Source organism: Sphingobium sp. LSP13-1-1.1 (assembly GCF_040676415.1).
In the GTDB taxonomy this organism is placed as follows: Bacteria; Pseudomonadota; Alphaproteobacteria; order Sphingomonadales; family Sphingomonadaceae; genus Sphingobium.
On record NZ_JBEGHU010000089.1, the window covers coordinates 147,321 to 158,671 of the forward strand.

Consider the following 11,351-nt stretch of genomic DNA (forward strand, 5'->3'; position numbering starts at 1 on the left):
GAGCTAGAATTTATGAGCATTGAAATCAGCCCGCCGCATGTGGACGAGTTGAAGCCACGCATCGCGGTGATCGGCGTCGGCGGCGCGGGCGGCAACGCCATTGCGAACATGATCGCCGCCTCCGTCGAGGGTGTGGATTTCATTGTCGCCAATACGGACGCGCAGGCGCTCAACGCTTCGCCCGCGGAACGGCGCATCCAGCTTGGCCCGCAGATCACCGAAGGGCTGGGCGCCGGCTCTCGCCCGGAAATCGGCAAGGCGGCCGCGGAAGAGACCATCGCCTCGGTCGAGCAGGCGCTCGACGGCGCGCATATGTGCTTCATTGCCGCGGGCATGGGTGGTGGCACCGGCACCGGCGCCGCTCCGGTCATTGCCAAGTCCGCCCGTGACCGAGGCATCCTGACCGTCGGCGTCGTGACGAAACCCTTCACCTTCGAGGGCAATCGCCGCATGAAGTCGGCGGAGGCAGGGATCGAGGAACTGCAGAAGCATGTCGATACCCTCATCGTCATCCCGAACCAGAACCTGTTCCTGATCGCCAACCCGAACACCACCTTCAAGGAAGCCTTCCAGATGGCGGACGAGGTGTTGCAGCAGGGCGTGCGCGGCATCACCGACCTGATGGTCATGCCAGGCCTCATCAACCTCGACTTCGCGGACGTCCGTTCCGTGATGGGCGAGATGGGCAAGGCGATGATGGGCACCGGCGAAGCCGAAGGCGACGGCCGCGCGCTCCAGGCGGCGGAGAAGGCGATCGCCAATCCGCTGCTCGACGGCGTGTCGATGCGCGGTGCGAAGGGCGTCATCGTCTCCATCGTCGGCGGTGACGACATGCGCCTGATGGAAGTGGACGAGGCCGCCAACCATATTCGCGAACTGGTCGATCCCGATGCGAACATCATCTGGGGTTCGGCCTTCAACGACAATCTGAACGGCAAGATCCGGGTGTCCGTTGTTGCCACCGGCATCGACAGCGATGCCAGCGCCAGTGCCGCGCCGCTGACCCAGCCGTTCAGCTTCGCGAGCCGTCCGGCCGTTGCCGTGCCGACCGCCGCCGCGCCCAAGCCCGCGCCGCAGGCCGCTCCGGCTCCGGTCGCCGCGCCTGCTCCCGCGCCGGAAGCAGAGCCTGAAACGCTGGAACTGGACGTGCCCGCCGCGCCTGTGCCCGCGCCGCTGACGCCGCCTGCCGCAGCACCTGCTGCCGCGGTAAAGCCCGCGCCCTTCAGCCCGCCGCGCCCCGCAGCGGTGTTCTCCGACGAAGATCCTTCGCAGGACGAATTGCTGCTGGGTGAGGATGCGGCCGAAACAGTGCCGGCTCAGCCCGTTCCGGCGTCGCAGGCCGCACCGCGCGTCGCCACCGGAGGCACGTTGTTCGAGCGCATGGCGGGGCTGACCCGTGGCGCCGACAAGGGCGCCGGCGCGAGCGATGACGGAACGCCAACGCCGGACATTCCGCGTTTCCTCAATCGCCAGAGTAATCAGTAAACAGGCAGCAGGGTTCGCCCCGCACGGATCAGGACAAGCGCGCCATCGGTTGCCATGGGCAACCGGGCGCGCTTTTTCTTTCGACATATTCCCTTGCACCGCCTTCATCCGCTAAAGGGCTGTCTGTGAGACGTTATGACATATGGATTGTTCGCGGACTGCTTCTAGCGGGCACCGCGCTGGCACAACCGGTTCTGGCGCAGCCTGCCCAGGTGCAGGCGATTCGTCCCTCGAGCGCTGAAGACCTCAACAATAATCTCGCGCGCCTGGCGTCCAATCCTCGCGATGTGACGGCGCTCATCGGCGCGGGAGAAGCGGCGCTGGACATGGACGATGCGCGGGCGGCGGCGGGTTTCTTCGCGCGGGCGGACATGCTTGCGCCGAACAACGGCAAGGTGAAGGCGGGCCTGGGCCGCGTCATGCTGAAAAACCAGAATCCGGGCGAAGCACTGCGTCTGTTCGACCAGGCAACGCGGCTGGGCTTTCCCGAAGCAACCCTGCTGTCCGATCGGGGCCTTGCAAAGGACATGACCGGCGATCAGGCGGGCGCGCAGCGCGACTATCAGGCGGCGCTCCAGCGGACGCCTGATGATATCGAACTCGCCCACCGCTATGCCGCGTCGCTCGGCATTTCCGGTCAGGTGGACGCGGCGGAACGGGTGCTGAAACCGCTGCTCTACAAGAGTGACCGGGCGGCCTGGCGCTACCGGGCGTTCATCCTGGCGATGAACAACCGACAGGCGGACGCGAAAAAGATCGCGGAGCAGACCATGCCGTCGCAGCTTGCCTCGGCCATCCTGCCCTATATGCAGAAAATGCCCTATCTGACCGCGGCCCAGAAGGCGGCGGCGGTGCATTTCGGACATTTCCCGGCCAATGTGGGTTCCACGATCGCACCCATCACCCCGACCGCGCCCGCATTCGCGTCGGTGACGCCTGCGGTGCCGCCGGCCAGCCAACCCGCCACGCAGATGCCGCCTTCCCGGTCCACGAAGCAGGACCGCCGTTCTCGTCGCACGGAGACTGCCACGCGGCTCGCTCAGGTGGAAGCGCCTTCACGCAGCGCGCCGGTGCAGAGCCAGCCCGCTCCGGGCTCGGCCGCTTCGCAAATACAGGCGCCGTCGCCCCAGCGCACTATGCAGGCGGCCGCGCCCGCTGCCCATGTGCAGGGTCCGCCGGCGCCCGGCTTCGAATCCGTCCCCGCGCAAAACACTGCGCCCGCCAATCCGGCGCCGAGCCAGCTCAACGCGATCACGCTCGCCCAGGCGTCGGTGCCCCGAACGACGGCCCCGCCACAGGTCCAGGCTGCGTCCCCGGCCCAACCGGCCGTTCCGCCGCCCGCACCGTCGCCCGCACCGTCGGCGGTACCGTCGCCGGCAACGCAGCAGCAGCAGATCGACCCGGCCGCCACCCGTTCGCTGGCCGACATCATTCACGCCATCGATGTGCCGGACTCCGAACGCCGATCGAGCGTCGTCGCGGTCGACCTGTCGGAGGTGGCCCAGATCCAGGCCGCCCGCCGTGCCGAGCGGGACGCTGCTGCCGCCACCGCCGCGGAAAAGGCGAAGAAGGCCGCTGCCGCCAAGGCGAAGGCTGAAGCGGACGCCAAGGCCAAGCAACTGGCCGAGGAAAAGAAGAAGGCGGCCGAGGAAAAGGCGCGCCTTGCCGCCAATCCCCCGCGCAATTGGCTTCAGGTCGGCACGGGTGCGAACAAGGGCGCGCTGGCCTTTACCATGAAGGGGCTGCGCAAGAAATACGACTCGCTCGAACCACAGGACGCCTGGGTTGCGAGCTGGGGTCGCACCAATCGCCTGCTCGTCGGGCCGTTCAGCAGCTTCACGCGGGCCAAGACGTTGGAGGAAAAGTTGAAGGCGGCGGGGGCGGACGCCTTCGCCTGGAAGAGTGACGCCGGGGAAGAGGTCGAGCGCCTCCCGGCCAAATAGTGATTTCCCATCCGGCGGGACATCGAACGACTCGGCAAGGGCCGAAAACGACTTTAAAGGGCGCGGCATGACGCTGCTTGCATCCTATGCCTCAGATCCCGGCCAGAGCCGCGGTCGCCTTCATCCTGAACCAGGCGGGGAGGTGCGGGGGCCGCGCGACATGTTCCAGCGGGACCGCGACCGCATCATCCACAGCATTGCCTTCCGTCGCCTGCGCCACAAGACGCAGGTGTTCGTGTCGCCCGACGGCGATCATTTCCGCGTCCGCCTGACCCATAGCCTGGAGGTGGCGCAGATCGGCCGCACGACGGCGCGGACGCTGGGCCTCAACGAGGATCTGACCGAAGCGCTCTGTCTGGCGCATGACATCGGTCATCCGCCCTTCGGCCATGCCGGGGAGGACGCGCTGGAGGCAGCGCTCGATGCGCATGGAGGCTTTGACCATAATGCGCATACGCTGCGCACGCTGATGCTGCTGGAAAGCCCCTATCCGCTGTTTCGCGGCCTGAATCTGAGCTGGGAGATGCTGGAGGGGCTGGCAAAGCATAATGGTCCGGTCACGCGGCCCGGCTGGGCCATGCAGGCTGTGGATGCGCTGTTCCCGCTCGACCTGGCCAGCCATGCCTCGCTGGAGGCGCAGCTTGCGGCGATTGCGGACGACATCGCCTATGACAATCACGATATCGACGACGGGCTGCGCGCGGGCTTGCTGACGCTGGACCAGCTTTTGAGCGTGCCGCTGGTGAAAGGGTGCTGGGACCGGGTCCGCGCGCGCTATCCCGATGTGCCGCAGGATCGCCTGCTGCGCGAACTGGTGCGGGAACAGATCGGCGTGATGGCGAATGACCTGATCGCGGCCACTCGCGCCAATATCGCCGCCGCTGGGGTGGAGACGGTCGACGACGTTCGCAGGGCTGGTGCCACGCTGGTCGCCTTCTCGCCCGAACTCGCCGCGCAGGAACGCGATCTCAAGCGTTTCATGTATGCGACGCTTTATCACCACCCTTCGCAACTGGCGGCGGCCGACCGGGCGCGAGTGATCGTGACCGATCTGTTCCGCGCCTATCAGGCAGATCCGAAGCTGATGCCGCCGGAGTGGCGCGATGATTGCGCGACGCTGGAACCTCAGCGCAGCCGGCATATAGCGGACTTCATCGCCGGCATGACCGATCGCTATGCCGAAAAGCGGCATGCCGAGATTTTCGGTGAACTGGCGCTGGCCTGAGCATTTCCCTTGTCCTCCATGCGCTCCCGATTCGCTGTTTTCCGCGATCTGCTGCTCATGATGGTTCCTATCGCCCGGGAATCGCTTTATGCTTTTGATGTCGCATCGTTTTGCGCAAAATCGGTTCCCACTTTCGCGCACGATGCTTTAAGGCTGGGCCATGGCCCTTCATCCGCAGATCGCCGCGCTCGCCGCCCAGCTTGAGGATCTTGCCGAACTGCTGCGCGCGCAAGACGACCGGCTCTGGTCGGGACGGATCGACCTGGTGCGGCATCTGGTCGCGGACTCCAATTTCGCCGGCGTCGAACGCTTCCTGCGCCTGTTCGAAGGGGAGGAGGGGCTTGGCGCTCTCGTGCTGAGCGATGCGGCGGCCAATCAGCGGCTGATCGAACGACGACAGGCCGCCCGCATTTTGGCCGAACGGCTGGCAAAAGAGGAAGGCGCGGATTGAGCGATTGACGGCGCGGCGCGTTTCACGCAATGCGGGACTGTCGCCGGTGCTGTGGATTCGGTCATCGGACTTGATGCGGGAGAGCATGGGAAGCCTTTCAGGCCACCCCGTCGCCGAAGGAGCAACCGCCCCGGAATCTCTCAGGCCAAAGGACCGCATCATGGGCAGGCACTCTGGAAAGCGGACGGATCATCCCGTCCCACCGAAGGGGTAAGCCATCCGGTCGCTCGGCCGGTGGTCAAAGCTCTCAGGTTCCGTGACAGAGGGGGTGGCAAACGCGATCAGTCCGACTCCGGGCCGGCGCGTCTGTCGCCAACGACCCTCGCACGGAAAGGCCCGCCTCCCATGTCCGGCAATGACGACATCGCCCATATCGAAGAAGAATTGCCGTTGCAGGCCCTGCCGCTGGATGGCTGGCACCGGGCCAGGGGTGCGCGCATGGTCGGTTTTGCGGGCTACCACATGCCGATCCAATATGAAGGCATCATGGCCGAGCATGGCTGGACCCGCGAACATGCCGGGCTGTTCGACGTCAGCCATATGGGCCAGCTCAGCTTTTCCGGCGAGGGCGTGGACGACGCGCTGGAACTCCTGCTGCCGAGCGACATCAGGGGGTTGAAGCCCTTTCGCCAGCGCTACTCGATGCTGCTCGACGAAGAGGGCGGCATATTGGACGACCTGATGGTTTCCCGCCTGGGGGGTGGCGCCTTCGATGGCGCGGACATCTACATGGTGGTCAACGGCGCGACCAAATATGACGACATGGGCTGGATGATCGAGCATCTGCCCGATGAAGTCGTGATGAATCACATGGACGAGCAGGCCCTGCTCGCCTTGCAGGGGCCGGAGGCAGGGGAGGCGCTGGCCACGCTGATCCCGGAAACCGCCGATCTGATCTTCATGCAGTCCGGCCTTTTCACCTGGCGCGGCGTTCCGCTGTGGATCAGCCGGTCGGGCTATACTGGCGAGGATGGTTTCGAAATCAGCGTCCCCGCCGCCGAGGCGACGCTTCTCGCCGACGCGCTCTGCGCCTTGCCGCAGGTGAAGCCTGTCGGTCTTGGCGCGCGCGATTCGCTGCGCCTGGAGGCGGGGCTGCCGCTTTACGGTCATGACCTGACGCCCGCCGTCAGCGCCATCGGCGCCGACCTGGGCTTCGCCATCCAGAAACGCAGGCGGGAAGAAGGCGGCTTCATCGGCCATGCGCGGGTTATGAAGGAATTGGCCGACGGCCCGGGTTCGAAGCGCGTGGGCCTCAGGATCGAGGGTCGTTTGCCCGCGCGGGAGGGCGCAACGATCCATGCCGGCAGTGCACGGGTGGGTGAGGTCACATCCGGCGGTTTCGCGCCCACGGTGGGCGCGCCGATCGCCATGGGCTGGGTCAGCCTGCCGCATAGCGCGATCGGCACCGCGCTCGAAATCGAAGTGCGCGGCAAGCGGATCGCGGCTGAGGTCGCGCCGATGCCGTTCGTTCCGCACCGTTATCGTCGAAAGGCCTGAGTCCTTTCTGGTTTCTGATTGGTCGTGATTTTCAAGCAAATCACTCGGAGGGAAGTAAATTATGAGCCGTTATTTCACCGACGAACATGAATGGATCGATGTCGAGGGCGAAATCGCCACGGTCGGCATCACTGATTATGCGCAGGAGCAATTGGGCGACATCGTGTTCGTCGAACTGCCCGCCGAGGGTACGTCCTTCGAAAAGGGCGACGACGCTGCCGTGGTCGAATCGGTCAAGGCGGCTTCGGACGTCTATGCCCCGATTTCGGGCGAGGTCATCGAAACCAACGGCGCGCTGGAGGATGAGCCTGCGCTGGTGAACAGCGATGCCGAAGAGGACGGCTGGTTCTTCAAGCTGCGCGTTGCCGATGCCGGCGAACTGGAAGGCCTGATGAACGAAGCGGCCTACAAGAAGTTCGTGGCGAGCCTTTGATCCCATGAAAGCTCCTCCCGCTTTGGGGAGGGGGGAGATTTGTTGAATGCGCTACCTACCCCTTACTGACGCCGACCGGCAGGAGATGCTCTCCGTCATCGGTGCGTCGTCGGTCGACGACCTGTTCGTGGACGTTCCCGCCGAAGCCCGCCTTCCGGGCAAGATCGCGGGCCTGCCGGACCATGCCAGCGAACTGGCGGTCGAGCGTCACATGGCTGCTCTGGCACGGAAGAATCTGTCGGCAGGGGAGGCGCCCTTCTTCCTGGGCGCGGGCGCATATCGCCATCATGTTCCCGCCAGCGTCGATCATCTGATCCAGCGTGGCGAGTTCCTGACCGCCTATACCCCCTATCAGCCGGAAATCGCGCAGGGCACGCTCCAGGTGCTGTTCGAGTTCCAGACGCAGGTGGCCCGTCTGCTGGGTTGCGACGTCGCCAATGCCTCCATGTATGACGGATCCACCGCCTGCTGGGAAGCGATCGGCATGGCCCGCCGCATCACCAGGCGGGGGAAGGCGGTCCTGTCTTCCGGCCTGCATCCGCACTATGTTTCGGTCGCCAACACCATGGCGAAATTCACCGGCGACGCGCTGGTGCACGAGGCGCCGGCACTGGATGCCGCCACCGATATCGATGCACTGATCGCGGCCATCGACAAGGATACGAGCTGCGTCGTCGTTCAATATCCCGACATATTGGGCCGCATCGCCGACCTGACGCCGCTCGCGGACGCTGCCCACGCGGCGGGCGCGCTGCTGGTCGCGGTGGTGACGGAACCCGTTGCGCTGGGCGCGATCAGGGCGCCGGGCCATATGGGTGCGGACATCGTCGTCGGCGAGGGGCAGTCCATCGGCGTCGGCCTGCAATTCGGCGGGCCCTATCTCGGCCTTTTCGCCTGCAAGCAGCAATATGTCCGCCAGATGCCGGGCCGCCTCTGCGGGCAGACGATGGACGCGGCGGGCAAGCGCGGCTTCGTGCTGACGCTTTCGACGCGCGAGCAGCATATCCGCCGTGAAAAGGCGACGTCGAACATCTGCACCAATTCCGGCCTCTGCGCGCTGGCATTCAGCATCCACATGACGCTGCTGGGCGAAAAGGGGCTGCGGGAGATGGCTGCCCTCAACCATGGCCTCGCCGTCCAGGCGGCCGACCGTCTGGCGCAGGTGCCGGGCGTTGCGCTGCTCAACGGCAGTTTCTTCAACGAATTCACCCTGGTCCTGTCGAAAGATGCCCGCGAGGTCGTCCGCAACCTGGCCGACAAGGGCATTCTGGGCGGCGTCTCGCTCGGTCGCCTGTTCCCGGATGCACCGGCGATCGGCAAGGGGCTGGTCGTCGCCGTCACCGAAACCGTGACGGCGGAGGATATCGAAACCTTTGCCAAGGCGCTGGAGGAGGAACTGGCATGACCATGCTCAAGGAAGGCCGCCCCACCACGCCGCAGGCTCTGGCCGAATCCGATGCCGCGCCCGTGCCTGCCACCGTCACCGGCAACCGCGCGCTGATGCTGGAGGAAGCGCTGATCTTCGAAATCGGCTCGGCCGAGACCACTGGCGTCGATTTTGCGCAGGCGCCAGATGTTGCCGACCGCCTCGGCAATCTGGCGCGCACCGACAGCATTGGCCTGCCCGGCCTGTCGGAGCAGGAAACGGTGCGCCACTACACCCGTCTCAGCCGCCAGAATTATGCCATCGACCTTGGCCTTTTCCCGCTCGGCTCCTGCACGATGAAGCATAATCCGCGCCTCAATGAGAAGGTGGCGCGGATGCCCGGTTTCGCCGATGTCCACCCGCTTGCGCCGCAATCGACGGTGCAGGGCGCGCTGGCAGTGATTCATGAACTGGCCGGCTGGCTGGTGACGCTTACCGGCATGCATTCGGTCGCGATGAGTCCCAAGGCGGGCGCCCATGGCGAACTGTGCGGCCTGCTCGCGATCCGGGCGGCGCTGGAAGCGCGCGGCGATGCGCGGAGCGTCGTCCTGGTGCCCGAAAGCGCCCATGGAACCAACCCTGCGACCGCCGCCTTCTGCGGTTACAAGGTCGAGGATATTCCGGCGACCCCGGATGGTCGCGTCGATCTGGATGCGCTGAAAGGCCGCCTTGGGCCCGATGTCGCCGCGGTGATGATCACCAATCCCAATACCTGCGGCCTGTTCGAGCGGGACATGAGGACGATCTCCGACGCGGCGCATGCCGCCGGGGCCTTCGTCTATTGCGACGGCGCCAATTTCAACGCCATTGTCGGCCGGGTCCGCCCCGGCGACCTGGGCGTCGATGCGATGCACATCAACCTGCACAAGACTTTCTCGACGCCGCATGGCGGTGGCGGTCCCGGCTCCGGCCCGGTGGTGCTGTCGGAGGCGCTTGCCCCGTTCGCGCCGCTGCCCTTCGTGGAAAAGCAGGGCGACAAATTCGTGCTGGTCGAGGAAGAGACGGCGGAAGACCATCATGGCCGGACCTTCGGCCGCATGGTCGCCTTCCATGGTCAGATGGGCATGTTCACCCGCGCCCTGACCTATATCCTCAGCCATGGTGCGGACGGCCTGCGGCAGGTCGCCGGCGACGCCGTGCTGAATGCCAATTACATCCTGCGCAGCCTGGACGATGTGCTGGATGCCCCCTTTGGCGGCAGCGGCCCGTGCATGCATGAGGCGCTGTTCAGCGACAAGGGGCTGGCCGAAGGCTTCACCACGCTCGACATCGCCAAGGGGCTGATTGACGAGGGCTTCCATCCGATGACCATGTATTTCCCGCTGGTCGTCCATGGCGCGATGCTGGTCGAACCTACGGAGACGGAAAGCAAGGCGGCGCTTGACCAGTTCATCCTGGCGCTGCGCAGTGTGGCCGAACGCGCCAAGGCGGGCGATGAGCAATTGAAGGGTGCGCCCCATTTCGCGCCGCGCCGCCGCCTGGACGAAACGCTGGCTGCGCGCAGGCCGGTCCTCGCCTGGACCGAGCCGGCACTGGCGGAAGTGGCCGAATGACGGATAGGCCGGCGCCGTGGGAACCCGGTTCCGGCCCTGCCGCCGCCGGCAAGCGCCATGCGCCCGCGACGGAACGGAACCGCGATGCCATATTGGCGGTGCTTCGCGATGAACTGCCGTCCTCCGGTCTCGTGCTGGAAGTGGCGAGCGGCAGCGGACAGCATGTCGTTCATTTCGCCGCCACCCTGCCTGCTCTCGACTGGCAACCGAGCGATCCCGACCCGGCGGCGCTGGTATCCATAGAATCGTGGCGGCAGGAGGTGGGCCTTCCCAATGTGCGACCGCCGCTCAGGCTCGACGCGAGCGCCGACTGGCCGATGGAAAGGGCCGACGCGATCCTGTGCGTCAACATGCAGTCAAACAGTTGTGAAGAAGTAAAATCAATAGGTTACGTTGGCTGCTTGTGCATCAACATGGTTCACATAAGCAAATGGGCCGCAACGCAGGGTCTTTTCAGAGGTTGCGCGAATCTGCTGCCATCTGGTGCGCCGCTGATCCTGTATGGTCCTTACATCGAAGCAGATGTCCAAACGGCTCCATCGAATCTGGCTTTTGATCGCTCTTTGAAGGAACGCAATCCTGAATGGGGTCTGCGTGATGTAGCTGATGTCGATGCGCTTGCTTCTGAGCATGGCTTTCAGCGGACCCGGCGTGTGGAAATGCCCGCCAACAACCTGACGCTGATCTACCGCAAAGCCTGACGCATTCTCCTTCGGGCAGTCGGCTGCGCTGTAGGCAACCTGCGTGATGGGCCGATCTTGCCCGCTGGTTTTCCGCACTTGTGACAGACCAGCTTCCCATACAGCCCTGACATGCCCACGTTCCAGCCTCGCTCCCTGAAAAACGCAGCTAGGCTGTGGCTGGAGAAAACGGCTGTGTGATTGCACATGAAGCAGTGGGCATAGACATTCGCGTCACGCTTCGTGAAGTCGTCTAACGTGTCCCATCTGAGGTTATGTCCCACGTCACAAGGGCAGGGCCATTTGCCGGGTGTCGTGGATCGTCGGTGGTCGCTCCATGGCTACGATAATGGTCTGCGCTAACTCAACAGCGGCTTGCTCGCGTAGGCGTTCGTTAGGCGCTGTAAGGGCTACTCTGGCCCATCCGGGCGCATTGAGGAGGCTCTGCGCGAGCCAAAGAGAATCAGGCTGGGTCATGTGGGCATTAGAACAAATGGGGAACGATTCGGCAAGGCTGTTGCGTTCAGCTGCTCATGGGGAAGCCCGCCGGGTGATCGACGGGCTTTTTCGTCTTGTTTTCGGTTATACTTTTGGTCGGTTCACCGAAAACAACCCTTAAACCAATGGATATATTCGACCTTTCTGGTTTCCAGCCCTT

At 64.8% G+C, this 11,351-nt stretch carries 10 protein-coding genes and 1 riboswitch; of the genes, 9 read left to right on the forward strand and 1 reads right to left on the reverse strand.

The window, feature by feature from the left end:
• The first annotated feature begins 12 nt into the window (after nt 1-12).
• The 9 genes from ftsZ (at nt 13) to MRBLSP13_RS22360 (ending at nt 10,714) form a co-directional block, all read left to right on the forward strand.
• A complete protein-coding gene (ftsZ, locus tag MRBLSP13_RS22320) occupies nt 13-1,485 on the forward strand; it encodes a cell division protein FtsZ (RefSeq protein ID WP_363756673.1) in 1,473 nt (490 codons plus the stop codon).
• Between the two features lie 125 nt (nt 1,486-1,610).
• Nucleotides 1,611-3,428: an SPOR domain-containing protein gene (locus tag MRBLSP13_RS22325; protein WP_363756675.1), complete on the forward strand. Its 1,818-nt coding sequence runs from the start codon at nt 1,611-1,613 to the stop codon at nt 3,426-3,428.
• A gap of 67 nt (nt 3,429-3,495) precedes the next feature.
• Nucleotides 3,496-4,653, forward strand: coding sequence for a deoxyguanosinetriphosphate triphosphohydrolase (locus MRBLSP13_RS22330; RefSeq protein WP_363756677.1), 1,158 nt, complete (start codon nt 3,496-3,498; stop codon nt 4,651-4,653).
• A gap of 160 nt (nt 4,654-4,813) precedes the next feature.
• The gene (locus MRBLSP13_RS22335; RefSeq protein ID WP_363739213.1) at nt 4,814-5,104 is read left to right on the forward strand and encodes a hypothetical protein; all 291 of its coding nucleotides are present in this window, start codon (nt 4,814-4,816) and stop codon (nt 5,102-5,104) included.
• 66 nt (nt 5,105-5,170) lie between these two features.
• Nucleotides 5,171-5,270, forward strand: a riboswitch (glycine riboswitch).
• Between the two features lie 179 nt (nt 5,271-5,449).
• Nucleotides 5,450-6,601, forward strand: a complete 1,152-nt coding sequence (gene gcvT / locus MRBLSP13_RS22340) for a glycine cleavage system aminomethyltransferase GcvT (RefSeq protein WP_363756679.1) — start codon at nt 5,450-5,452, stop codon at nt 6,599-6,601.
• Between the two features lie 61 nt (nt 6,602-6,662).
• Entirely contained in the window at nt 6,663-7,034 is a 372-nt protein-coding gene (gene gcvH / locus MRBLSP13_RS22345; RefSeq protein WP_133653717.1) for a glycine cleavage system protein GcvH, read from the forward strand.
• A gap of 46 nt (nt 7,035-7,080) precedes the next feature.
• Nucleotides 7,081-8,439, forward strand: coding sequence for an aminomethyl-transferring glycine dehydrogenase subunit GcvPA (gcvPA, locus tag MRBLSP13_RS22350; protein WP_363756681.1), 1,359 nt, complete (start codon nt 7,081-7,083; stop codon nt 8,437-8,439).
• A complete protein-coding gene (gcvPB, locus tag MRBLSP13_RS22355) occupies nt 8,436-10,013 on the forward strand; it encodes an aminomethyl-transferring glycine dehydrogenase subunit GcvPB (protein WP_363756683.1) in 1,578 nt (525 codons plus the stop codon). Before gcvPA ends, gcvPB begins: the two co-directional genes overlap by 4 nt.
• A complete protein-coding gene (locus tag MRBLSP13_RS22360; protein ID WP_363756685.1) occupies nt 10,010-10,714 on the forward strand; it encodes a DUF938 domain-containing protein in 705 nt (234 codons plus the stop codon). Before gcvPB ends, MRBLSP13_RS22360 begins: the two co-directional genes overlap by 4 nt.
• 264 nt (nt 10,715-10,978) lie before the next feature.
• Here the strand turns inward: MRBLSP13_RS22360 and MRBLSP13_RS22365 are convergent, their stop codons facing one another.
• On the reverse strand, nt 10,979-11,170 hold the full coding sequence (locus tag MRBLSP13_RS22365; RefSeq protein WP_363756687.1) for a DUF6771 family protein: 192 nt from the start codon (nt 11,168-11,170) through the stop codon (nt 10,979-10,981).
• Between the last annotated feature and the right edge of the window lie 181 nt (nt 11,171-11,351).

Coding starts and splice junctions, on each gene's coding strand:
- ftsZ (WP_363756673.1), top strand. CDS start 13: ATGAGCATTGAAATCAGCCCGCCGCATGTGGACGAGTTGAAGCCACGC.
- MRBLSP13_RS22330 (WP_363756677.1), top strand. CDS start 3,496: ATGACGCTGCTTGCATCCTATGCCTCAGATCCCGGCCAGAGCCGCGGT.
- MRBLSP13_RS22335 (WP_363739213.1), top strand. CDS start 4,814: ATGGCCCTTCATCCGCAGATCGCCGCGCTCGCCGCCCAGCTTGAGGAT.
- gcvT (WP_363756679.1), top strand. CDS start 5,450: ATGTCCGGCAATGACGACATCGCCCATATCGAAGAAGAATTGCCGTTG.
- gcvH (WP_133653717.1), top strand. CDS start 6,663: ATGAGCCGTTATTTCACCGACGAACATGAATGGATCGATGTCGAGGGC.
- gcvPA (WP_363756681.1), top strand. CDS start 7,081: ATGCGCTACCTACCCCTTACTGACGCCGACCGGCAGGAGATGCTCTCC.
- gcvPB (WP_363756683.1), top strand. CDS start 8,436: ATGACCATGCTCAAGGAAGGCCGCCCCACCACGCCGCAGGCTCTGGCC.
- MRBLSP13_RS22360 (WP_363756685.1), top strand. CDS start 10,010: ATGACGGATAGGCCGGCGCCGTGGGAACCCGGTTCCGGCCCTGCCGCC.
- MRBLSP13_RS22365 (WP_363756687.1), bottom strand. CDS start 11,170: ATGACCCAGCCTGATTCTCTTTGGCTCGCGCAGAGCCTCCTCAATGCG.